Genomic DNA, 22,793 nt, shown 5'->3' on the forward strand with positions numbered 1-22,793 from the left:
ATAGCCGCACCACCCGGCGCCCTCCCGGAGTACCTGATATGCACTGTCCTTTCTGTGGTGAAGCGGATACCAAAGTTATTGACTCGCGGCTCGTTACCGAGGGCGATCAGGTGCGCCGCCGCAGAGAGTGCCTTTCCTGCCGTGAACGCTTTACCACGTTTGAGTCCGCAGAACTGATAATGCCAAGGGTCGTCAAGCAAGATGGCGTTCGGCAGCCTTTTGACGAAGACAAGTTGCGTTCCGGTATTATGAAGGCGCTGGAAAAGCGCCCGGTTAGTATTGAGCAAATTGATGCTGCACTGAATCGTATACGCTACCGGCTACGGGCAACGGGCGAGCGAGAGGTGAAATCCATGCAGCTGGGCGAAGAGGTAATGACCGAGCTTCGGCAGCTCGATAAGGTAGCCTATGTGCGCTTTGCCTCTGTTTACCGCAGCTTTCAAGACATCAATGAATTCAAGGAAGAAATCGAGCGGCTCTCAGCCAGTAACGGCGAGGCGGCGGTGGATGTTGCAAAGGCCTTGGCGGACAAGCAATCTCCTGAAGGAAAGAAATGACCGAACTCCGGGAACGGTCCATGATGGCCAGAGCCGTGCAGCTTGCATGGCGTGGCCGCTATTCAACGCACCCCAACCCACGGGTTGGCTGCGTGATAGCCCGTGGTGACAAAATTTTGGGTGAAGGCTGGCATGAGCGAGCCGGGGAAGCGCATGCAGAAACCCGCGCCTTGAGCGAAGCCGGTACCGCCGCCCGTGGCGCCACTGCTTATGTCACGCTTGAACCATGCAGTCATTTTGGGCGTACACCGCCCTGCGCCCGGGCCTTGATTGACGCGGGCATATCGCGGGTTTTTGCAGCCACACAGGATCCCAATCCATCGGTCTCGGGCCGGGGGCTTGATATGCTCCGTGAAGCCGGGATCAGAGTTGATGTTGGACTGCTTGCAGATGAAGCGGCACGCCTGAACCCCGGGTTTATGAAGCGCATGAATACCGGCCGTCCATGGGTGCGCTTGAAAATGGCGGCAAGCTTGGATGGCCGCACGGCCATGGCCTCCGGCGAGAGCCAATGGATTACCGGGGAAGAAGCCCGCCGTGACGTACAGCGGCTCCGTGCGGTGAGCGACGCAATTCTTACCGGTGTAGGTACTGTGCTCGCGGATGATCCCTCGTTAACCGTCCGCCGTGAGGAACTTGGGGATATTGGCGACGCCACCGAGCCTTCGCGGCAACCGCTTCGCGTGATCGCCGATAGAGATGCGAGAACGCCACCGTCTGCAACCATTTTGCGAGGCGGTAAAGTGCAGGTTTTTTGCGCATCGTCCACGCTAGCAACAGCGCCCGCGCAAGATCTTGCGGCACTGGGAATTCGCCTCAAGGGTGTTTCATGGAAGGATAATGGTATCGACGTTGCCGAGCTTTTGGATTCGCTGGGCGAATTGGGCATTAATGAACTTCTGGTTGAGGCTGGCCCAACGCTGGCAGGCACGTTCATCAACGAGCAGTTGGTAGACGAACTCTGGCTTTATCAGGCTCCGGTTTTTCTGGGCAGCAACGGTAGGCCGACAGCACATCTTCCGCTGGAAACCATGGCCGACAAAATCGAATGGACGGTACAAGACCGGCGGCAGGTAGGAGAAGACCAGCGTCTGATCCTGATTCGCCGCTAAGCGTTTAAATTCATGGTGCGCACTGTAGCTGCTTTTGTGAGGCGGTAATGGGTGCATTGAAAGGGTGCAAAACAGTATGGCACTGAACAGCGTTGAAGAAATCATTGAGGACATCCGTCAGGGCAAGATGGTTATCCTGATGGATGATGAAGATCGTGAAAATGAAGGTGATTTGGTTATGGCGGCTGAACACTGCACCGCCGAGGACATCAACTTCATGGCCCGCTTTGGTCGTGGTCTTATTTGTATGCCTATGACACGCGATCGTTGCGAGCAGCTGGGATTGCCCTTGATGGTCCAGCAGAACGCTTCGGGCTTCGGTACCAAGTTTACCCTGTCCATTGAAGCGGCAACGGGCGTAACCACGGGTATTTCAGCTGCTGATCGTGCGCGTACCGTGCAGGCAGCCGTTGCCCGTAATGCCAAAGCGTCAGACTTGGTGCAGCCGGGACATATTTTCCCACTAATGTCTGATCCCGGCGGTGTGCTCAGTCGCGCGGGTCATACGGAAGCCTCCTGTGATCTGGCAGCTCTAGCCGGAAGCGAGCCGGCGGGTGTTATCTGTGAAATCATGAATGATGATGGGTCTATGGCTCGCCGCGAGGATCTTGAGCGTTTTGCTGAAGAGCACGAGCTCAAAATCGGCACCATCGCGGACTTGATCCACTATCGCACTACCCACGAACGCACCGTTGAATGTGTTGAAGAGAACCAGCTCGATACGGAATACGGCGTGTTCAAACTGCGCACCTACCGGGATATTATTCAGGGTTCCACGCACCTTGCCATGGTTTACGGTGAAATTCCGGCAGATGAGCCGGTGCACGTGCGTGTCCATATTACCGATACCCTTAGGGACTTGCTTGGCGCGCGCCGCAAGGATTCCCGAAGCTGGCCGCTGCATCATGCGCTTGAAAAGGTGGCCACTGAAGGCTGTGGGGTTGTTGTTCTGCTGAACAGTGCAGAGGACAGCTACAATCTGGAAGACCGTATTCACGAATTTTTCGATCAAGGACACGGGCCCTCTGGCAAGGGCAGCTCTGGTGTGTATTTCACCGTGGGCACCGGTTCCCAAATTCTGCGGGACATTGGCGTAAGCAAGATGCGGCTGCTTAGCCCGCCCGTAAAATACTCGGCCATTTCCGGATTCGATCTGGAAGTAGTTGAGTACATTCCCTACACCCCGGACTGATAAACCCGGTTGCAGCATTGCGGTTGCAGCCCGAGAAGGAGCCACCGATGGCCGATATCAAAGTAATTGAAGGTGATTTTACCCAGTGCACCGGGCGCTATGCGCTGGTGGTTGGTCGTTTTAACGGTTTTGTTGTGGAAAGTCTGGTAGATGGAGCCATCGACACGCTGCGCCGCCATGGAATTGCAGACAGCGATATAACCATCGTCCGTGTGCCCGGCGCCTATGAAATGCCTCTGGCTGTGAAGCGCGTTGCCGAAACCGGTGGGTACAATGCCATTATTGCTCTAGGAGCCGTGATTCGCGGTGGAACCCCGCATTTTGAGTATGTAGCGGGTGAGGCTTCTAGTGGCATCGGCGCCGTCAGCCTTGAAACAGACGTGCCGGTAACCTTTGGTGTGCTGACTGTAGATTCTATCGAGCAAGCCATTGAGCGCTCGGGCACCAAGGCCGGTAACAAAGGCGCCGAAGCAGCAATTACAGCGCTTGAAATGGTTAGCCTGTTCAACAAACTGGGTGAGTAATGAGCGACACTGAAGATACGACACCCCGCCCGGCGCCGACAGGCCAGCCAAAAGCTGGTGATCGCCGCCGCGCCCGGATTCTGGCAATGCAGGGGCTTTACCAGCGCCACTTTACCAAGAGCCCGATTTCGGATATTGAAGCTGAGTTCATGGTCGATAATGACATGACCAAAGTGGATTCTCTGTATTTTCGCGATGTTCTGCGTGGTGTTCATCGCGAACAGGCGGAGTTGGACAAACTGATCGAGCCATTTCTTGATCGCCCGCTACTTGAAGTAGACCCTGTGGAGTTGGCCATTGTTCGCGTGGGTGCCTATGAACTGCGCCACAGAATGGATGTGCCCTACAAAGTAGTTATCAATGAAGGCATAGAGCTGGCGAAGCGGTTTGGCGGCACAGAAGGACATAAGTTTGTTAACAGTGTGCTGGATAAATTAGGCCGCCGCTTGCGCCTTGCCGAGACGCGCCCGCGCTGACCGATGGGAGAATTTGAGCTGATACGGCAATACTTTATGCCGTTAGCACGTCTGCACGGTTCCAGCTCCGTTATCGTGGGGCCGGGCGACGATTGCGCAGTTCAGAGAGTTCCACCCGGTTCTGATCTGGTTTTTTCTATCGATACGCTGGTTGAAGGCGTGCACTTCCCCGTTGGTTATCGCCCCGATTATCTTGGTTGGAGAGCCCTCGCAGTGGCGGCGAGTGATCTTGCGGCCATGGGCGCTGAGCCTGGCTGCTTTACGCTTGCGCTAACACTTCCCGAAGCAGACGAACTCTGGTTGCGGGATTTTGCGTTTGGGCTTGGCAATGCGGCTGAGTCTTTCGGTTTGGCACTCGCTGGTGGCGACACAACCCGCGGCCCTCTGACACTGAGCGTGCAAGTACACGGAGTTGTGGAGCAGGGATGCGCGATTCGGCGCACCGGAGCCAGAGCTGGTGACCTGATTGTTGTATCTGGCTCCTTGGGGGATGCTGGCGCCGCACTAGACTACCTTCCGGCCCAAGACGATCTTGATGCCGACCATTCCGTGGCAGCGGATGAACAGTTTGTGCTGGAACGTTACCACCATCCGCAGCCAAGATTAGATTTGGGTATAGCTCTCAGGAAGCTTGCAACAGCCGCCATTGATATATCCGACGGATTGCTGGCGGATCTTAATCATATTCTTGAGGCTTCTAATGTAGGCGCCAGTATCGAGCTTGCCCGGATACCCTTATCTCCGGCGCTCGTGCGCTTGAAGGGTGCCGCAGCCACAGATTATGCGCTGCATTCCGGTGATGACTATGAGTTGTGTGCGACTATTTCGGAAGCGAGCTGGGTAGCGGCGCCGGAGTGGCTTAAGCAACAGCTCACGGTTGTCGGTGTGATTGAACCCGTAGCCGGTTTGCGCCTTGACGGCAGTGCTGTAGTCTCAGGTTCTGAAGCGACAGGTTTTGATCATTTCAGGAGAAAGGCATGAGCCAAGAAGAACAATGGCCAGAACCGGATTTACCACAAGCCATTTTGCCCCCCGGATTCCTGAAGAACCCGGTACACCTTTTGGCCTTCGGCTTTGGCAGCGGCGCAGCACCCCGGGCGCCTGGAACTTGGGGTAGTTTGGCTGCCATTCCACTTTGGTACGGTTTCGCATGGCTGCCGCCCATCGCTTACTGGGCTGTTGTTGCGTTGGCGTTCGTGCTGGGTGTTTGGCTATGTGGAAAGACCGCAGCCGATTTAAAAGTGCACGACCACGGCGGCATAGTTTGGGACGAGTTTGTGGGCATGTGGATTGCCCTCGGGCTGTTTCCAGACCAAATCTATGGAGTTTTGTCAGCGTTTCTGGTTTTTAGGTTTTTTGATGTGCTCAAGCCTTGGCCTATTAATTGGCTGGATGAGCGGCTGCCCGGTGGGTTGGGGATCATGGTTGATGACGTAGTTGCTGGTGTGATGGCGCTTCCGTGCTTATTCGCGATTGATCTCTGGCTGATGCCTTACATACTCTAGAATAAGGGGTCAAGGCTTTCATGAGCTTGCATTAGTGCACTTGATGCTCTTCAGGAAGCAGCTTTACCACGTGTAGAAAGCGCTTTAAGCCGATTTCGGCGCGCTCGCGCGATGCGAAGGGGCCGCTATCGAATCCTTCGCGGGTTGTGAAGTACCATTTGTTTCCGACACAAAAAAAACGACTGCTCCGAAAGGGGATACGTCTATCTTCTCCTGATCTGCCCTGAGTATTCATGGCCGGCTCCGGTGTCCGACCTACGTCTATGGTATGTCGGGCGATATGTGTTTTATAAGGGTCTGCTTAAAATTAATACATTTTTTGACAAATTCAATGTTTTTTTAACATTAATATGTTGACCTCCTGTTTAAATGCGTACACCCCAATTTGTGGAACCGGTTGCCCTCAGTGGTCACGGTGTTCAAAATGCGTATCAACAGGCTGTTGGCCCGGCCCGAACAAGCTTCCCCTTACCATAAGGAAATAGCATGAATGTTTTTAGCGTTTTGCGTGTTACAAGGTTAGAGATGAGCGGTTTCCGTTGGTGGCTGCAGATATGTCGGTTTTTTCTTTCGGCTTTGCTTTTCACAACCTTGGCCGGTTGTTCATCCGCACTTACAAAAATTGAGACCTGGGATGGCGAGCCCGCGAATGCGTTGAACGCGGCAATCTTGAAAGCGCCGGGTGTTATTCATGTCAACCGGGTTAACGGGCGCTCGATGACCAACTACCTCATGGACGACTTAGCGCTGGATTATGCGCTACTGCCCGGTGAAAACGAGGTGGTGTTCACCTACAAAACGATCTGGGCCAAATCTGGGGTTGTGAACAATGGCGAGTCGAAGGTTCATGTGATCGAAAGTAAGCCCCAAGTTGTGCGGTTTGAGGCGAGCCCCAATGCCGTCTACCGTTTCGAATTTGCCAAACCTAAAACCCGCCGACAGGCTGAAGATGCGCTTCCCGAGTTTTCAGCGGCGATTGTGGGGGCCGATGGACAGGCCTTGGCTCGCTCAAGTAACTGGTCGGGTATCGACAAGCCTCTGGTGGCAAGCACATCCTTGACCCTCGGCGAGGGTGGCGACGATGGTGAGGCTTTAGCCAATAGCGAAGATGTTAGCCCGCTGAACCGACTGAAAGCCGTCTGGGAGACTGCGTCAGAAGAAGAGAAAAAAGCGTTTCTGCGCTGGGCGTTTGAGTAGGGTTAACGCCTGAGGCGGCTTGTCAGTTTTTTTAGTGAACCTTCTAGCAAGTTCATCGCGCTGTCTGCCAGTGACTGGCTCCGGGTTTCTTCAAGTGGAGTGTGCATCTCCTCAGGATCCAGCATGCTGGCGGCTTGCTCAATGGCATCGAGACTCGCGCAGGCATGGTGTCGCAGAGAGTCCCCGTTGGCCACCACGTCTGGGCATATAGTAAAGTTGAGGGTTAGGCTACCCTGATAGCTTACAGCTACAATAACCAGCCCCATGCTGTCGAAAAGCGGGGCGGCGTTATACTGTTGCACCAACCTTGCGCCTTGCAGGTATAGAGGTACTTGGGGCCCCGGAACGTTGGTAATGGGCAGGTTGAATACGGGTTGATAGCGCTGGGCGATCTGTAGCTCCGAATACAGTCGTGCTGATAGGGCTAGCATCGTGGAAGGCAGCAGTTCGGTAAGGCGATCTGCTGCAATGGCTTCACGGTATGGCTCAGACGCTACTGCGTTCCAGTGAATCCGGCGAATGCGCTTGGCTGGATTCTGCTCGTTGGTAGCAAGATCCAGGAGCATGGCAGACATTTGGTTGCCGGTGGTTCTGTTCAGTGTACTTGAGCGCACAGATAGGGGGGTCATTGCCACCAGTGATTCGCCAGTGTTAGCGCCCTGATCGCCAAGGTACCGGTGAAGGGTTTCCGCACAAAGCCCCAGCACGACATCATTGAGAGTGACATCCCCCAGCGTTGCTTTGATTGCCTTGAGGCGAGATAGATCCAGCTTTGCAGAGACTATCTGGCGATTGGCTGTAATCTGGCGGTTAAAAGGGCTGTGGGGCGCCGAAAACAGAGGGAACGGCAGGGGTATTCTGCGCAGTTGCTTCTGGATTAGGCCGCGCGCAGTTGCCTCCATGGCGCCAGCAGCTATCGATGTAACTCGCCAGGGTGTGCGCAATATGTTGGCCCCTGCCTGCAGCATAACGCGCTCTTCTGAAGGTTTCGGGCGTGGCTGCCAAGGCCTAGGTGCGCTAATGGGTTGTGGTTCCGGTGTGTATTCCAGCAGCTTTCCCATTATCTCGGCACCGCTAAACGCATCAATTGCTGCATGGTGCAGCTTTACAATGAGTGCGAAGCCGGGTTTGCCCTCTTTGTCGCCACCCAGCTGGAAACCATCAACAAAGGTGATGTGCCAGAGTGGGCGGTCTCGCTTCAAGGGCTCTTCCAGAATTTTGGAAGCCAGTGTCATTAAGCTCGCTTCCCGGCTGTTTTCGCCGAGGCTAACATAAGCCAGGTGCCGCTCTATGCTGAAATCAGGGTCGTCAATCCAGTAGGGGCGGCCCATGCGCAGCGGGATTTCTTTCAGGCGCTGGCGAAATACCGGCACCACATGCAGGCGACTACGCAGGTAGGAAACAAAGGTGCTGAACGCTAAGGGCGTTTCTCTCTCGCTGGCATCAAATAGATAGATGCTGCCAATATGCATCGGCGCATTAGCTGACTCCAAGTACAGGAAAGAGGCATCCAGTTCCGATAGCTGCCGCATCAAGGGACTCCATTGTTTACAAGGTTGGTTGCAGTATAAATGAACCGGCTAACCATGCCGTTGACTCATTTGCCTGCCTGAATTCTGCTTTGCAGTCATGATGACCGTGTTTTGCAGGGAAGTTCAGCTCTCAAGCCAATCTGTTATGGCTGGATCGGTTATGAGCCGTTGCCAGAACCAGATTAATGCTTTGCCTTTGTCGTCGGCGTGCCGCGCCGCCTGAAGGGTGATGGGCTGTCTCGGCTCGCACACCTGTTTTTCGATGAGTTGGCCGGATTCCAGTAGCTCTTTAACTCGGGCTCGTGGCAGCCAGCCTATCCCCAGACCTGCTTTTTGAATGGCAATTTTGTGGTCGATGTTGGTGCCGCTTAACGTTCGCTGTCGGTGAAATATACCGGCGTGGCCCGCAGGCAGCGAGCGGGATGAGTCTGCGGCAACCGCGGCTGGAAAGCGGCAAATGTCGTCTTCGGTCAGGGGGGTTTTGGCTTCTGCCAATGGGTGGTCAAAAGAAACAGCAAAAACGAAGTCCATAATGCCAAGTACATGGCTGGTGAAGTTTCCAGCAGGTTTGCTGATGTCGTCGGCACCAATAACGAGATCTACCCTGCGGCTTTGCAGAGCATCCCAGGTGCCGGCAAAAACTTCTTCGGTGATTTGGATGTCGACCGGAACCCCCAGGGCATAGAAGTCCTTAATCGCCGGGAACAGGCACTCTGCTGGAAGCAGTGAGTTGAACCCAATGCGTAAACGCGTTTCCCAGCCTTGAGCGACTTGCCGGGTTGAGTGCGCAAGGTTTTCGGCTGCCTCAAGCAGCGTTCTGCCTTCTTCGAGCAGGTAACGGCCAGCGGGGGTGAGCACGGCTCGGTGCCCGCTCCGGTCAAACAGCATTACGTTAAGATCTTCTTCGAGCTTTTGCACTGTGTAGCTTATGGCCGATGGCACTCGGAATAGCTGGCCTGCTGCTCCGGCAAAACTGCCTTTTCGGTCGATGGCGTCTAGGACTCTTAGGGCATCTATGGTGATGGCTGTGGGCATGTTCGAATTATCTGAGGTTGTTGGCCAGAATTGGTTGCTTGAGAGTGTAGCAGTTGGGCCGCTATCCTTCTTTACATGTGGCGTTCGCGTCTGTCGGGCAAGCCTCTCACAAACACGCCGTGAACCCGTCCTTGGGGGCTCGGCATTGCCATCCTTGGCAATGCACGGTTTGTGAGAGGCTTGCCCGACAGACGCCCGGTATCTGGTGCTGGCCTTCATTGAGGTTGGTGCGTTAAGTCAGAGCTTTTAAGGAGTATTCAGTATGGGTCTTCTTGTTGATGGAAAATGGCAGGATAAGTGGTACGACACCAGTAAAACCGGCGGTAAATTCGAGCGTGAAGCAGCGCGGTTCCGCAATTGGGTAACGGCTGATGGTTCGCCGGGGCCTGACGGTGAAGGTGGTTTCAAGGCTGAATCCGGGCGTTATCACTTGTATGTGTCTCTGGCTTGTCCCTGGGCGCACCGCACGCTGATCTTCCGGAAGCTGAAAGGCCTTGAGAAGCATATTTCCGTGTCCGTAGTGCACCCGGATATGGTTGAGAACGGCTGGGAATTCCGGCCGGATGACAGCGCCCATAAAGACGACCTGCATGATTTCCGCTTTATGCACCAGGTGTATACCAAAGCTGCGCCTGATTACACCGGGCGAGTGACGGTTCCTGCTTTGTGGGACAAGCACCAGAACACCATAGCCAGCAACGAGTCGGCGGAGATTATCCGCATGTTCAACTCGGCGTTTGATGGTCTTGAGGGTGTAAACACCGACCTGGATTTCTACCCGGAAGCGCTGCGGGCCGACATTGATGCAGTGAATGAGCGGGTCTACGACACGGTTAACAACGGCGTGTACAAGGCAGGTTTTGCCACGGCTCAGGATCAGTATGAGAAAGCCTATGCCGAGTTGTTCGAATCGCTGGACTGGCTGGAAGACAAGCTGGCGAAGCAGCGTTATCTGACCGGAAGTACACTAACAGAAGCGGATTGGCGCTTGTTCACAACGCTGGTTCGGTTTGATGCGGTCTACTACAGCCACTTCAAGTGCAATCGCCAGCGCATTAGCGATTTTCCAGCGCTTTCAGGGTATCTGAGAGAACTGTATCAGGTGCCTGGTGTGGCTGATACTGTGGATATTCGCCAGATTAAGCAGCACTACTATGTGAGTCAGCGTACCATCAACCCTACGCAGGTAGTACCGGTGGGACCGCAGCTGGATTTCACCGCTCCCCACGGGCGCGATGGCCTTTAACCCGTTTTGCTTTGGAAGGTTTTTTAGCTGACTCGCGCCACGGCGACCTGAGTCAGCAGTTCCAGAGCCTCTTTATGGGGCGAGGCCGGGAGTGCGTTTAGGGTATCCGAGGCTTTTGCAGCTTCGATTCTGGCGCGCTCCATGGTGTACTCCAGCGCCCCGGAAGCATTAACAAGATCGAGAACCTTTGGTAGATCATCCAGCCCGCCTTTGCGAATGGCCTGACGTATGAGCTGGCGGCCTTCGTCGCTGCTGTTTGCCATGGCGTGGATTAGGGGCAGGGTGGTTTTGCCCTCAGCCAAGTCGTCGCCCACGTTCTTGCCCATGGCTTCGGCGTCGCCGCGATAATCCAGAACATCATCCACTAGCTGGAACGCCAGCCCCAGATGTTTACCGTAGTTTTTCAACGCCTGTTTCTGCGTGTCGCTCGCGTTAGCGAGGATAGCGCCGGAATGGGATGCCGCTTCGAACAACATAGCCGTTTTATTATGGATCACGGTCATGTATTGCTCTTCCGTAAGGTCCGGGTTTTTCACGTTCATCAACTGCATAACTTCGCCCTGAGCGATAACGGCTGTCGCGTGGGACAAAATCTCCATGATAGGAAGGCTTTTAAGCTCCACCATCATCTCGAATGCACGGGCGTAGAGGAAATCACCTACGAGTACGCTAGGCGCATTGCCCCAATTGGCGTTCGCTGTGCTCCGGCCCCGGCGCATATCCGATGTATCCACCACATCGTCGTGGAGCAGGGTGGCGGTATGGAGAAATTCAATGACAGCAGCCAACTTCAGGTGTTCATTTTCGCGATAACCTGACGCCCGGCTGGAAAGCAAAACCAGTAATGGTCTCAGGCGCTTACCGCCACTTTCGATGATGTGCTGGGCTATTTTCTCTACCAAAGGGACGTCCGAAGAAAGCCGTTGGATAATCAGGTCATTAACGCGGCTGAAGTCATCCGCCACGGTGTCGTAAATGCGCTGGGCTGTCATGCGGCTTGTGGATCCCTTGCTGGTGTTGAAGTTTTGTGGCTGTCTGACGCACTGATAATACAGGCAGGACGCGGCAATGCTAGGTATTGCTGCGGTTAGTGTCAACTTGGCTTGTATTGCCGGGCGCCTTTTCGTACAATCACGCGCCCAACTCATCCCAACCTGCGCTCCCTGTTATAGGGTTGCCAAAGCGCTTCCCTTAGAATCAGGCGGATAAGAGCAGGGATGGGTCAATCGCGGAGAAAGTTAATGTACGCAGTTATTGTTAGCGGTGGTAAACAGCACCGAGTTAAAGAAGGCGAAACTCTGAAGCTTGAAAAGCTGGAAGTGGAAACTGGCGGCAACGTCGAGTTTGACCGCGTTCTGCTAATCGCCGATGGCGACAATTTCAAAGTTGGCGCGCCGGTAGTTGATGGTGCCAAAGTGACTGCAGAAGTGGTTAGCCACGGCCGTCACGACAAGATCAATATCATCAAGTTCCGTCGTCGTAAGCACTCAATGAAGCGTCAGGGCCACCGTCAGTGGTTTACTGAAGTCAAGATCACGGGTATTCAGGGCTAAGCCCTCGAAAAAAAAACCTTAAATTAGGAGGCTTGTCATGGCTCACAAAAAAGCAGCAGGTAGTACCCGTAACGGTCGCGATTCCGAGTCGAAACGACTTGGTGTTAAGCGCTACGGCGGCGAAGCAGTTTCTGCAGGCAGCATTATCGTTCGTCAGCGCGGAACCCGTTTCCATGCAGGCACCAATGTTGGCCTGGGCAAAGACCACACGCTGTTTGCGAAAGCAGACGGTCAGGTTGTGTTCGAAGTGAAAGGTCCACAGAACCGCAAGTTTGTAAGCATCGTTCCAACTGCTGCCTAAGCAGCGGCGATCCGGTTCTGTTGAGCCCCGCAAAGCTTCCATGAGGCTGCGGGGCTTTTTAGTTTATGCGCTACGCGCAAAGGGTTGATTCATGAAATTCGTAGACGAAGCCACAATCATCGTTGAGGCCGGTAACGGCGGCCACGGCTGCCTCAGTTTTCGGCGTGAAAAATACGTTCCCAGAGGTGGCCCCGATGGCGGGGATGGCGGTGATGGTGGCTCCGTTTATCTTGAGGCGAGCGATTCGCTGAACACGCTGGTAGATTATCAGTTTCAGCGTAAGCACAAGGCGCAAGGTGGCGAGCAGGGTTCCGGGCGGAATTGCACGGGCACTAAGGGTGAGGATTTGGTACTGCCGGTTCCTGTTGGAACCACGGTGGTTGATGTGGATACCCACGAAGTGCTTGGCGACCTGACTCGCATTGGCCAGCGCCTGAAGGTGGCTCAGGGCGGTTTTCATGGTCTCGGCAACACTCGGTTCAAGTCGTCTATAAATCGTGCGCCCCGTCAAACCTCAAAAGGTTCTGAAGGTGAGCTCAGGAACCTGCGTTTGGAACTGAAAGTTCTTGCAGATGTTGGACTGCTTGGCCTGCCCAATGCGGGTAAGTCTACCTTTATACGCTCAGTCTCAGCCGCGACGCCCAAGGTTGCGGATTATCCGTTTACTACGCTGGTGCCAAATCTGGGTGTGGTGAGCGTGCAGGCGCACCAGAGCTTTGTTATCGCAGACATACCCGGTTTGATTGAGGGTGCTGCGGAGGGCGCGGGCCTTGGTGTGCGTTTCCTTAAGCATCTGGTGCGCACTCGCTTGTTGTTGCATTTGGTTGATGTGGCTCCGTACGATGGCTCTTCGCCAGCCCACGCCGTCAAGGTGATCGCAAACGAGCTGGAAAAGTTTAGCGAAACTCTGGCCAGTCGGGATCGTTGGTTGGTGTTGAACAAGGTTGATATGGTGCCGGAAGCAGACCGTGAAGCCCACTGTCAGGCGATTGTTGATGAGCTTGGCTGGAAAGGACCGGTGTTTCGTATTTCTGCGCTAAGCGGAGAAGGCACCAAACCGCTGACTCAGGCGGTAATGCGTTGGATTGAGGAACGCGCGGTAGAAGAGGCAGAAAACCCAGAAGTTGCCGAGCAGGAAGCGGCAAGGCGCAGGCGCATGGATGAAGAGGCCCGTGCCGGTGTAGAGGAAGAGCGACGGGCTCGCAGAGCCGCTCGCGAAGCAGCGGACGACGATGATGATTTTGACGACGATGACTACGACGTTGAAGTGGTATATGTGAAGGATTAGGTTTCGGTGCTTTTATCAGTACCTCCTGAGTTATCCCGTTAGTTCGAAAGAGACAAAGCCCAAATCATGACGCAACGCACCCAGCTGAGCCGGGCCCGCCGCCTGGTGGTGAAAATTGGAAGTGCCCTCCTAACCAACGATGGCCGTGGCCTGGATGTGGATGCGTTAGCGCTTTGGGTGGATCAGATGGCGGCGCTGGTCAAAGAAGGTGTTGAACTGGTTGTGGTTTCGTCCGGTTCGGTGGCAGAGGGTATGAGCCGGCTGGGCTGGAAAAGCCGCCCGGAGCAATTGCATGAGCTGCAAGCCGCCGCCGCCGTGGGCCAGATGGGTTTGGTTCAAACTTGGGAAGCGCAGTTCAAGCGCCATGGTATCCATACGGCGCAGATTCTTCTCACCCACGACGACTTGTCTGATCGAAAGCGGTACTTGAACGGCCGCAGCACACTCCGGGCTTTGTTGGATTTTGGAGTGGTACCTATTGTAAACGAGAATGATACGGTGGTTACCGACGAGATTCGGTTTGGTGATAACGATACCTTGGGTGCTCTGGTTACCAATGTGGTTGAGGCTGATGGTTTGATTATCCTCACCGATCAGTTGGGTTTGTTTGATAAAGATCCGCGCAAAAATCCGGACGCCAATCTAATAACGGAGCGCTTTGCTGGCGATCGTGATCTGGATGCTATGGCGGGAGGTAGTGCTGGTGTGCTGGGCCGAGGTGGCATGCAAACCAAGCTGCGGGCTGCGCGCTTGGCGGCAAGATCCGGTGCCTTTACCGTGATAGTCGGTGGACGCATCGACGGCGTGCTTGCCCGGTTGCGTCAGGGAGATGTTGTGGGCACCTTATTGCTTCCGGAGCAGGGGCGCATTGCTGCGCGTAAGCAGTGGCTGGCTAGCCATCTGCAAACCCGAGGTAGGCTGACACTGGATGATGGCGCGGTTAAAGTGCTTCGTCAGGGTGGGCGTAGCCTTTTGCCCGTTGGGGTAAAGGGTGTGATCGGCCAGTTCCGGCGAGGCGAGATGGTGTCTTGTGTTGGGCAAGATGGTGCAGAGGTTGCGCGAGGCTTGGTGAATTACGATGCGGATGAGGCTAGAGCGATAGCGGGGCTCTCGAGTAACAGTATCTCCCACGTTCTAGGTTATATCTCCGATGAAGAGATGATTCATCGGGATAATATGGTCATCATCTAAAACAAAAAACCGGCGAATATGCCGGTTTTTTGTTTCTAAATAAGCGATTTCTAGTACAACGACTATTATTCGCCCTTCAGCGCCTTGATCTTGGTGACCATGCGGCTCTTCTGGCGGGCTACCTTGTTCTTGGTAAAAATGCCCTTGTTAACCATGCTGTCCATGATCGGTTGAGCGGCCTTGAAAGCAGCCTGAGCTTCTTCGTAGTTGCCGGACTCGATCTTGGCCTGAACTTTTTTCATGTAAGTGCGGGTCATGGAACGCAGGCTGGCGTTGTGCTTGCGGTTCTTCTCGTTCTGACGTGCGCGCTTTTTGGCTTGCGGGGTATTTGCCACCGTAAAACTCCTGAAAGTACTTAAATTCGTTACTGAATGATTCGTACGGAAACTCTGGACAAAATACCAGTCAGAGGCTTCCTGAAATCGCGGGCGCGCCCATAACCAGCGCGTCGAAATAAATGACGCGGAACTATGCCGCTCAATCCCCAAAAAGTCAATACCAAACCCTGTCCAGCACACAGATAGTCACCGGGCACAAAGCCCTGTGTTAAACTCGCGGCTCGCCGGACGCGGGTATAGCAGGGAAGCAAGTAATTCCCGAGATGCCCGGCCGAAAGAGCGTGCAACATGGATACAAGCCCGCATGTCATCGCAACCTGAAATACCACCTGAGAATAAACCGTCTATCAGAGCGCCAGGACTGCTTCGTTCGTCTGGCCTCGTGGGTAGTATGACCATGCTCTCCCGAGTGTTGGGGTTGATTCGGGATATGGTTATTGCGCGCTACTTCGGCGCAGGCGCCGGAGCAGATGCGTTCTTTGTTGCCTTCAAAATCCCAAACTTTTTGCGTCGACTCTTTGCTGAAGGTGCCTTTTCTCAGGCTTTTGTGCCGGTCTTGTCATCCTATCGCCAGAATCACCCGGTCTCTGATGTAAAGCGTCTGGTGGACGCCGTTGCTGGCTCTTTGGGGTTGGTGCTGTTGGGTATTACGTTGGTCGCTATGCTGGGCGCGCCCTTGCTAACGGCGGTTTTTGCGCCTGGTTTTTTGGATGACGACGTCAAGTTCGGGCTGACGAGCGATATGCTGCGGATAACCTTCCCGTATTTGCTGATGATCTCGTTGACTGCGTTCGCTGGCGGCATCCTTAATAGTTACGACCGCTTTGCAGTACCCGCATTTACTCCGGTATTGCTCAATCTGGCCATGATAGCTGCCGCTATCTATCTCACGCCTTTGATGAGTGAGCCGGTTATGGCTCTGGCTTGGGGGGTGTTTATTGCGGGCGCGTTGCAGCTGTTTTTCCAGTTGCCGTTTCTAATGCGTCTGGGCCTGATGCCTCGGCCCCGGGTTGATTATCGGCACGAGGGCGTCAGCCGTATTCTTAAGCTGATGATGCCAGCCCTATTTGGCGTGTCGGTCAGTCAAATCAACCTCTTGCTGGATACTGTGTTGGCGTCTTTCCTCCAAACCGGCAGCGTATCCTGGTTATATTATTCCGACCGGCTTTCTGAGTTACCTTTGGGGGTGTTTGGAATTGCCATCGCAACGGTTATTTTGCCCAGCCTGTCTCGCAAGCACGCGGCGGACTCCCGTGAGCAGTTTGCGGCCACGCTGGATTGGGCTGTTCGAGCGGTATTGATTATCGGGGTGCCTGCAGCACTTGCGCTGGCGCTCTTGGCAGAACCTTTGATTGCAACGCTGTTCCATTATGGTGAGGTCACCGATAGAGATGTGGCCATGTCGGCCCAGAGCTTGCGGGCCTATTCCGCGGGGTTACTGGCCTTTATGGTTATCAAGGTGCTGGCACCTGGCTTTTTTGCCCGTCAAGATACTCGCACTCCGGTAAAAATCGGGATCATCGCCATGGTGGCGAACATGATCTTCAATTTGGCGCTTATTGTGCCACTGGCCCACGCCGGTCTGGCGTTGGCTACATCGCTGTCGGCTTGGCTTAACGCAATGTTGCTCTGGCGCGGGCTCAAGCGGCAGGGCGCTTGGAAAAGCCAGCCCGGCTGGGGGAAGTATTTGTTGCAGCTTGGCTTGGCTAACGCCGCCATGGTGGTCGTTATCATCTGGCTGAACTATCCCGTTATGCGTTGGCTGTCGGCGGATGGAATCGAACGCTCTCTGTATATGGGTGTGATGGTTGTGGCGAGTGCTAGTGCCTACTTCATCGTTCTGGGGCTGACCGGGGTGCGGGTAAGACATTTCCGCCAGAGGTAAGGTATAATCGCGCGCTTTCTCACCAGCGTCTTGCATACTCAATCAAGCGTTGAAAGCCAACTGGCAAATGAAGGTTCGCATTGCATGCGTCTGATCCGGGGCCTGACCAACCTGAAAATGCTCTCCAGACAGGTGAATTCACCGCTGGCTAATGGCTGTGTTGCCACTATAGGCAACTTTGATGGCGTTCATCTGGGCCATCAAACCATTATCGAACAGGTCAAAAACAAGGCCAGTGCTTTGGGATTGCCGTCAGTGGTCATGGTTTTCGAGCCCCAGCCCAGAGAGTTTTTTCAGGGCATGGAGGCGCCGCCAAGGTTGATGGGGTTTCGGCAAAAGTTCGAAGCCCTCATGGCGGCCGGTATTGATATTGTGCTTTGCCTAAAGTTTGACGGAACCTTCCGCAGTTATTCCGGAATGGGTTTTATCGATAACGTCCTTATTGACGGGCTTGCGGTGCGTCATCTTGTCGTTGGTGACGACTTCCGCTTTGGCTGCGATAGAGCTGGCGACTTTGCGTTACTTGAAAAGGTAGGCAAGAGCGCCGGCTTTTCAGTTGAGAACACTCGCACAGTTACTGTTGCGGGTGAGCGTATTAGTAGCACCAGAATCCGTAACCTGTTGTCGGATAGTAAGCTGGCCCAAGCCGAGTCTCTACTTGGGCGCCCCTACCATATTCGCGGACGAGTGGTTTATGGTCGCCAGTTGGGGCGCCGCATTGGATCGCCCACCGCCAATATTCTGCTCGATAAAATGCCAGCTCTGCGGGGCGTGTATGTTGTCGGCGTTACACTTGAAGGCGGAGTAAAGCAGGACGGCATTGCCAACATTGGCTTGCGTCCAACGGTGGATGGCAAGCAACCCGCGCTAGAGGTGCACCTGTTTGACTTTACTGGCACACTTTACGGCCAGCGAATTGACGTTGTATTCCGCCACGGCCTGCGGGATGAAGAAAAGTTTGAATCCATCGATGCGCTCAAGGCGCAGATAGCCCGAGATTTCGATGCAGCCAGAGCCTGGCTGGCCGAGCACTCCGGACACAGAAACACTGACCCAAACTGACCAAAAGAGTACGCACACAAACCATGAGCGACTATAAGCACACTCTGAATCTGCCGGAAACTGCGTTTCCAATGCGCGGCAATCTGGCCAAGCGCGAGCCTGAAATGCTCAAGCGCTGGCAGGATTTAAACGTATATGCCAACTTGCGTCAGCAGCGTGAAGGGCGTGACAAATTCATCCTTCATGATGGCCCTCCCTACGCTAACGGCAGCATTCACATCGGTCATGCGGTTAATAAGATTCTGAAGGATATGATCGTTAAATCCCGCGGCTTCATGGGCTTCGATGCGCCTTATGTTCCGGGTTGGGATTGCCACGGCTTACCCATTGAGCACAAGGTTGAGCAAGAAATCGGTAAGGCAGGTGTGAAGGTTGATTATAAAACCTTCCGTCAGGCATGCCGTGATTATGCAACCAAGCAGATTGCCGGCCAGAAAGCCGATTTTGTCCGCCTTGGTATCATGGGTGAGTGGGACAAGCCCTATCTCACCATGGACCCGAAAGTGGAAGCCGGTATTGTGCGTGCTTTGGGCAAGATTGTTGCCAAGGGACATGTGGTTCGAGGCTTCAAGCCGGTTTACTGGAGTGTGGTGGGTCAGTCCGCACTGGCAGAAGCCGAGGTGGAGTATCAGGACAAAACGTCGACGCAAATTGATGTGCGTTTCACCGCTGTGGATCAGGCCAAGGCATTGTCGCTGTTCGGCACCGACAAGGGCCAAGGCGATGTGTCTGTGGTTATCTGGACCACCACGCCTTGGACCATCCCTGCGAATCAGGCGGTATCGCTTAATGCCGATCTGGATTATGCGCTGGTGCAAGTTGATGCCGGTAACGGCCCGGAGCGCATGATTCTTGCGGCCGCCATGGTGGAAGGCGTTATGGCGCGCTGGGAAATCAAGGACTATGAAGTGCTGGGCAATTGTCTGGGTGCAGATCTTGAGAACCTGGCCTTGCATCATCCCGTTTACGACAAGCAGGTGCCCGCGATTCTCGGTGACCACGTGTCTATCGAAGCGGGTACCGGTGCGGTTCATACTGCGCCTGATCACGGTATGGAAGACTTCGTGGTTGGCAAACATTATGGAATCGGCACGCTGAACATGGTTCAGGCTGATGGTACCTACACCAGTGCAACTGGCGAGTTTGCGGGCATTCATGTGTACAAGGCCGACGAGCCGGTATGTGAGGCTCTGGCTCGTGAGGGCAAGCTGGTACGCAAGGAAAAGTTCCGCCATAGCTTCCCCCATTGCTGGCGCACCAAAACACCTTTGATCTACCGCGCTACACCGCAGTGGTTTATCAGCATGGAGAAAGAAAATCTCCGCGCAGATGCACTGGAGGCAATCAAAGGCGTGCGCTGGGTACCTGCCTGGGGGCAGAATCGCATTGAGGCCATGTTCCAGCAGTCGCCAGATTGGTGTATCTCGCGCCAGCGTACTTGGGGCGTGCCCATCACCCTGTTTATCCATAAGGAAACGCAGGAGTTGCATCCGGACACCCAAAGCCTGATTGAAAAAGTGGCTCAGGCTATCGAAACCGACGGTATTGATGCGTGGTATGAAATTGATGCCCGTGAGCTCTTGGGTGATGATGCCGATCACTATGAGAAAGTGATGGACACCTTGGATGTTTGGTTCGATTCCGGGGTTACCCACGAATCCGTTCTGCGTGTGCGCCCGGAACTCGGACAGTTCCCGGCTGACATGTACCTTGAAGGCTCCGACCAGCATCGCGGCTGGTTCCAGTCCTCACTGAAGACCTCCATCGCCATGAATGGTGTTGCGCCCTATAAGCAGGTGCTAACCCACGGTTTCACCGTGGACGGTAAAGGCCTCAAAATGTCCAAGTCTCTGGGCAACGTGATTGCACCTCAGGAGGTCATGAACGAGCTGGGCGCAGACATTCTCCGCTTATGGGTTTCAGCGACCGACTACAGCGGCGAAATGACCGTCTCCAAGGACATCCTGCGGCAGACAGCCGACGGGTATCGCCGTATCCGAAATACCTCGCGTTTCTTGTTGAGCAACCTCACAGGGTTTGATCCTGAACAACACATGGTTGCACCGGAAGATATGATCGCTTTGGATCGCTGGATGGTGGATCGAGCCCTGCAGCTCCAGAATGAATTGCATGAGGACTATGGCAACTACGCCTTCCTGCGGATTTACCAGAAAGTTTACAGCTTCTGCGAAGCGACGTTGGGCGGCTTTTATCTCGATATCATCAAAGATCGTCAGTACACCACTCAGGCAGACAGTCTGGCACGGCGCTCCTGCCAGACTGCGCTGTACCACGTAGCTGAGGCGCTTGTGCGCTGGATTGCGCCGATTCTGAGCTTCACTGCTGACGAAATCTGGCAGCACTTGCCAGGACAGCGCGGCGATACCGTGTTCTACGAAACCTGGTACGAGGGGCTTACCGCATTGCCTGACGACGCCGAGTTGGGCCGCGACTATTGGCGCAGGATCTACGGTGTGAAAGAAGCTGTAAACAAGTGCATGGAAGAAGCCCGTGCCCGGGGCGAGATCAAAGGCTCTCTGAGCGCCGAAGTCACCTTGTATTGTGAAGGCGACCTGGCCGCCGATTTGGAGTTTCTTGGAGAAGAATTGCGTTTTGTGCTGATTACCTCCGAAGCTACCATAAGACCGGTATCCGAAGCGGGTAGTGCTGAGATGACAGGCTACGAAGGGTTGCGCGTAAAGGTTACACCGGCCTCTCATGGCAAGTGCGAGCGCTGCTGGCACCATCGGGAAGATGTGGGAGCCAACGCTGAGCATGAAGACCTGTGTGGCCGCTGTATCACGAACGTGGAAGGGGTGGGTGAAACCCGCTCGTTTGCCTGATGGATGCAGTAATGAATGAACCCGTTACCGGAACAAAGCTGAAGTGGCTGTGGCTGGCTGCGCTTGTGATCGTGCTAGATCTGGGTACCAAAGCCATGGCGACGGCTATGCTGACCTACGGCGATCCGGTGCCGGTTATTCCGCTGTTCAACCTGACACTGCTGCACAATACCGGAGCGGCATTCAGCTTTCTGGCAGGAGCGGCCGGTTGGCAGCGCTGGTTCTTTGTCGTCTTGGCGCTGGTGGTCAGCGTGGTATTGGTCGGTTGGTTGAAAAACCTGCAGCGCCATGAAACCTGGACCGCTATCGCCATAGTACTGATTCTGGGTGGTGCTCTTGGCAACGTATACGACCGGGTTGTGCACGGTTACGTTGTCGACTTTCTGCATTTCTATTGGCAGGACTGGCACTTTCCCGCATTTAATCTGGCCGACACCGCCATTACCATAGGTGCAGCCATGATGATTCTTGATATGTTCCGCAAGCCTGCCGATTCCGACACGCCTGCGAAAGGGAGGTAATAAAGCCCATGAAAGAACTGCCAATAGATAAAGGGACACGAGTAACCTTGCACTTTGCACTGAAATTCGAGAGCGGCGAAGTGATTGACTCCACCTTCGATAAAGATGCGGCAACTCTAGAAATTGGTGATGAAAGCCTGCCAGAGAACTTTGAAGCCTACCTGATGGGCATGAAAGCTGGCCACAAGGCCAGCCACAACGTGCCGCCGGAGAAGGCGTTTGGCCAGCGTAACCCCAACAACGTACAGACGTTTAAGCGGCATGAATTCAGTGCAGATATGGTGCTGGAGCCAGGTGTGATGATCTCGTTCGCTGATGCACGCCAACAAGAACTGCCGGGTGTGGTGAGCCGTGTGGAAGGTGATCAAGTAGAAGTGGACTTCAATCATCCACTGTCCGGGCGTACACTGACCTTCGACGTAGAAATCATTGACGTAGAACCGGCAGGACAGACGCACTGATTATGCAAATAAGACTGGCAAACCCCCGTGGTTTTTGTGCAGGCGTAGATCGCGCCATCGAGATAGTAAATCGTGCTCTGGACGTGTTCGGTGCGCCCATATACGTACGCCACGAGGTGGTACACAACAAATTTGTGGTGGACAACCTTCGTAACCGGGGTGCCATATTCGTAGATGAGTTGGATGAGGTGCCAGACGACAAACTGGTGATCTTCAGCGCCCATGGTGTCTCGCAGGCCGTACAGAACGAAGCGGCCCGCCGTGGCCTGAAAGTCTTCGACGCCACCTGTCCGCTGGTCACCAAAGTGCACCTAGAAGTGATGCGCTACAGCCGCGACGGCCGCGAGTGCATCCTGATCGGCCACCACGGCCATCCGGAGGTGGAAGGCACCATGGGCCAGTACGACCACAGTACCGGTGGCGATATCTATCTGGTGGAGAACGAAGACGATGTCTCGAAGCTGGAGGTAAAAGACCCAGCACACGTATCCTACGTTACCCAGACAACACTCTCCATGGACGACACGGCCCGAGTGATCGATGCCCTGCGAGCAAGGTTCCCGCTGATCGAAGGCCCGCGTAAAGACGATATTTGCTATGCGACCCAAAACCGGCAGGATGCGGTCAAGCAACTGGCTGGCGACTGTGATCTGATGCTGGTGGTAGGCTCTCCCAACAGCTCTAACTCCAACCGCTTACGCGAACTGGCGGAGCGAATGGGCACTCCAGCCTACCTGATCGACGAAGCCTCGCAAATTGACCCGCAATGGCTGGACGGCAAAAAGTCTGTCGGCGTAACCGCAGGCGCTTCAGCTCCGGAAGTTTTGGTCAATGACGTAATTGGCCGCCTGCGCGATCTTGGTGGCAGCGTGCCGGAGGAGATTGCCGGGCGGGAGGAGAATATTGTTTTTTCTATGCCCAAAGAATTGAGAATTGATGCCATTGAGATCGAGTGAGCGCAATGGCATCAGAGA

Annotated in this window: 24 protein-coding genes; 19 read left to right on the top strand and 5 right to left on the bottom strand. The window is 54.6% G+C overall.

The window, feature by feature from the left end:
• Window positions 1-38: 38 nt before the first annotated feature.
• The 7 genes from nrdR to FE845_RS15770 all read left to right on the top strand — a co-directional run bounded on the left by nrdR (window position 39) and on the right by FE845_RS15770 (window position 5,366).
• Entirely contained in the window at window positions 39-557 is a 519-nt protein-coding gene (nrdR, locus tag FE845_RS15740; RefSeq protein WP_200366755.1) for a transcriptional regulator NrdR, read from the top strand.
• Complete coding sequence (ribD, locus tag FE845_RS15745; protein WP_200366757.1) at window positions 554-1,669, top strand: bifunctional diaminohydroxyphosphoribosylaminopyrimidine deaminase/5-amino-6-(5-phosphoribosylamino)uracil reductase RibD; 1,116 nt, start codon at window positions 554-556, stop codon at window positions 1,667-1,669. The genes nrdR and ribD overlap by 4 nt, the downstream gene beginning before the upstream one ends.
• Window positions 1,670-1,745: 76 nt before the next feature.
• Entirely contained in the window at window positions 1,746-2,861 is a 1,116-nt protein-coding gene (gene ribBA, locus FE845_RS15750) for a bifunctional 3,4-dihydroxy-2-butanone-4-phosphate synthase/GTP cyclohydrolase II (RefSeq protein WP_200366759.1), read from the top strand.
• Between the two features lie 47 nt (window positions 2,862-2,908).
• The gene (gene ribE / locus FE845_RS15755; protein WP_200366769.1) at window positions 2,909-3,385 is read left to right on the top strand and encodes a 6,7-dimethyl-8-ribityllumazine synthase; all 477 of its coding nucleotides are present in this window, start codon (window positions 2,909-2,911) and stop codon (window positions 3,383-3,385) included.
• On the top strand, window positions 3,385-3,861 hold the full coding sequence (gene nusB, locus FE845_RS15760; protein WP_200366771.1) for a transcription antitermination factor NusB: 477 nt from the start codon (window positions 3,385-3,387) through the stop codon (window positions 3,859-3,861). The genes ribE and nusB overlap by 1 nt, the downstream gene beginning before the upstream one ends.
• A gap of 3 nt (window positions 3,862-3,864) precedes the next feature.
• Window positions 3,865-4,842 carry a thiamine-phosphate kinase gene (gene thiL / locus FE845_RS15765; protein WP_200366773.1) on the top strand — a complete coding sequence of 326 codons (978 nt, stop codon included), beginning with the start codon at window positions 3,865-3,867 and terminating at the stop codon, window positions 4,840-4,842.
• Window positions 4,839-5,366: a phosphatidylglycerophosphatase A gene (locus FE845_RS15770; RefSeq protein ID WP_200366775.1), complete on the top strand. Its 528-nt coding sequence runs from the start codon at window positions 4,839-4,841 to the stop codon at window positions 5,364-5,366. The genes thiL and FE845_RS15770 overlap by 4 nt, the downstream gene beginning before the upstream one ends.
• A gap of 31 nt (window positions 5,367-5,397) precedes the next feature.
• Here FE845_RS15770 and FE845_RS18700 read toward each other — a convergent pair whose 3' ends face one another.
• Window positions 5,398-5,601, bottom strand: coding sequence for a DUF6316 family protein (locus FE845_RS18700; RefSeq protein ID WP_227714421.1), 204 nt, complete (start codon window positions 5,599-5,601; stop codon window positions 5,398-5,400).
• A 251-nt stretch (window positions 5,602-5,852) separates the two neighbouring features.
• Here FE845_RS18700 and FE845_RS15775 point away from each other — a divergent pair, with 251 nt between their 5' ends.
• Complete coding sequence (locus tag FE845_RS15775; protein WP_227714422.1) at window positions 5,853-6,563, top strand: DUF2057 family protein; 711 nt, start codon at window positions 5,853-5,855, stop codon at window positions 6,561-6,563.
• Window positions 6,564-6,565: 2 nt separating this feature from the next.
• Here the strand turns inward: FE845_RS15775 and FE845_RS15780 are convergent, their stop codons facing one another.
• The gene (locus FE845_RS15780; protein ID WP_200366777.1) at window positions 6,566-8,095 is read right to left on the bottom strand and encodes a WS/DGAT/MGAT family O-acyltransferase; all 1,530 of its coding nucleotides are present in this window, start codon (window positions 8,093-8,095) and stop codon (window positions 6,566-6,568) included.
• A gap of 123 nt (window positions 8,096-8,218) precedes the next feature.
• Complete coding sequence (locus FE845_RS15785) at window positions 8,219-9,130, bottom strand: LysR substrate-binding domain-containing protein (RefSeq protein WP_200366779.1); 912 nt, start codon at window positions 9,128-9,130, stop codon at window positions 8,219-8,221.
• Window positions 9,131-9,392: 262 nt separating this feature from the next.
• On the opposite strand from FE845_RS15785, the gene FE845_RS15790 reads away from it, so the two are divergent.
• The gene (locus FE845_RS15790; protein WP_200366781.1) at window positions 9,393-10,376 is read left to right on the top strand and encodes a glutathione S-transferase family protein; all 984 of its coding nucleotides are present in this window, start codon (window positions 9,393-9,395) and stop codon (window positions 10,374-10,376) included.
• Window positions 10,377-10,399: 23 nt separating this feature from the next.
• Here FE845_RS15790 and ispB read toward each other — a convergent pair whose 3' ends face one another.
• Window positions 10,400-11,368, bottom strand: a complete 969-nt coding sequence (ispB, locus tag FE845_RS15795; protein WP_200366783.1) for an octaprenyl diphosphate synthase — start codon at window positions 11,366-11,368, stop codon at window positions 10,400-10,402.
• 249 nt (window positions 11,369-11,617) lie between these two features.
• Here ispB and rplU point away from each other — a divergent pair, with 249 nt between their 5' ends.
• The 4 genes from rplU (at window position 11,618) to proB (ending at window position 14,709) form a co-directional block, all read left to right on the top strand.
• On the top strand, window positions 11,618-11,929 hold the full coding sequence (gene rplU, locus FE845_RS15800) for a 50S ribosomal protein L21 (protein WP_096784044.1): 312 nt from the start codon (window positions 11,618-11,620) through the stop codon (window positions 11,927-11,929).
• A gap of 37 nt (window positions 11,930-11,966) precedes the next feature.
• Window positions 11,967-12,230 (top strand): 50S ribosomal protein L27, encoded by a 264-nt coding sequence (gene rpmA / locus FE845_RS15805; protein ID WP_200366785.1) that lies wholly within the window; start codon window positions 11,967-11,969, stop codon window positions 12,228-12,230.
• Window positions 12,231-12,321: 91 nt separating this feature from the next.
• Complete coding sequence (gene cgtA / locus FE845_RS15810; protein WP_200366797.1) at window positions 12,322-13,518, top strand: Obg family GTPase CgtA; 1,197 nt, start codon at window positions 12,322-12,324, stop codon at window positions 13,516-13,518.
• Window positions 13,519-13,584: 66 nt separating this feature from the next.
• Window positions 13,585-14,709 carry a glutamate 5-kinase gene (proB, locus tag FE845_RS15815; protein WP_200366799.1) on the top strand — a complete coding sequence of 375 codons (1,125 nt, stop codon included), beginning with the start codon at window positions 13,585-13,587 and terminating at the stop codon, window positions 14,707-14,709.
• A gap of 65 nt (window positions 14,710-14,774) precedes the next feature.
• Here proB and rpsT read toward each other — a convergent pair whose 3' ends face one another.
• Window positions 14,775-15,044, bottom strand: coding sequence for a 30S ribosomal protein S20 (gene rpsT, locus FE845_RS15820; protein ID WP_200366801.1), 270 nt, complete (start codon window positions 15,042-15,044; stop codon window positions 14,775-14,777).
• A 307-nt stretch (window positions 15,045-15,351) separates the two neighbouring features.
• Between rpsT and murJ the strand changes: the two genes are divergently transcribed.
• The 6 genes from murJ to ispH all read left to right on the top strand — a co-directional run bounded on the left by murJ (window position 15,352) and on the right by ispH (window position 22,775).
• Window positions 15,352-16,932 carry a murein biosynthesis integral membrane protein MurJ gene (gene murJ / locus FE845_RS15825; protein WP_200366803.1) on the top strand — a complete coding sequence of 527 codons (1,581 nt, stop codon included), beginning with the start codon at window positions 15,352-15,354 and terminating at the stop codon, window positions 16,930-16,932.
• A gap of 84 nt (window positions 16,933-17,016) precedes the next feature.
• Window positions 17,017-17,994, top strand: a complete 978-nt coding sequence (gene ribF / locus FE845_RS15830; RefSeq protein ID WP_200366805.1) for a bifunctional riboflavin kinase/FAD synthetase — start codon at window positions 17,017-17,019, stop codon at window positions 17,992-17,994.
• A gap of 23 nt (window positions 17,995-18,017) precedes the next feature.
• Window positions 18,018-20,837, top strand: coding sequence for an isoleucine--tRNA ligase (gene ileS / locus FE845_RS15835; protein ID WP_200366815.1), 2,820 nt, complete (start codon window positions 18,018-18,020; stop codon window positions 20,835-20,837).
• Window positions 20,837-21,358 (top strand): signal peptidase II, encoded by a 522-nt coding sequence (gene lspA, locus FE845_RS15840; RefSeq protein ID WP_200366817.1) that lies wholly within the window; start codon window positions 20,837-20,839, stop codon window positions 21,356-21,358. Before ileS ends, lspA begins: the two co-directional genes overlap by 1 nt.
• A gap of 8 nt (window positions 21,359-21,366) precedes the next feature.
• Window positions 21,367-21,819 (top strand): FKBP-type peptidyl-prolyl cis-trans isomerase, encoded by a 453-nt coding sequence (gene fkpB, locus FE845_RS15845; RefSeq protein WP_200366819.1) that lies wholly within the window; start codon window positions 21,367-21,369, stop codon window positions 21,817-21,819.
• Window positions 21,820-21,821: 2 nt separating this feature from the next.
• Window positions 21,822-22,775, top strand: a complete 954-nt coding sequence (ispH, locus tag FE845_RS15850) for a 4-hydroxy-3-methylbut-2-enyl diphosphate reductase (protein WP_200366821.1) — start codon at window positions 21,822-21,824, stop codon at window positions 22,773-22,775.
• The last annotated feature ends 18 nt before the right edge of the window (window positions 22,776-22,793 follow it).

Origin of the sequence: Marinobacter sp. 1-4A, assembly GCF_016597725.1 — a bacterium.
Classification (GTDB): domain Bacteria; phylum Pseudomonadota; class Gammaproteobacteria; order Pseudomonadales; family Oleiphilaceae; genus Marinobacter.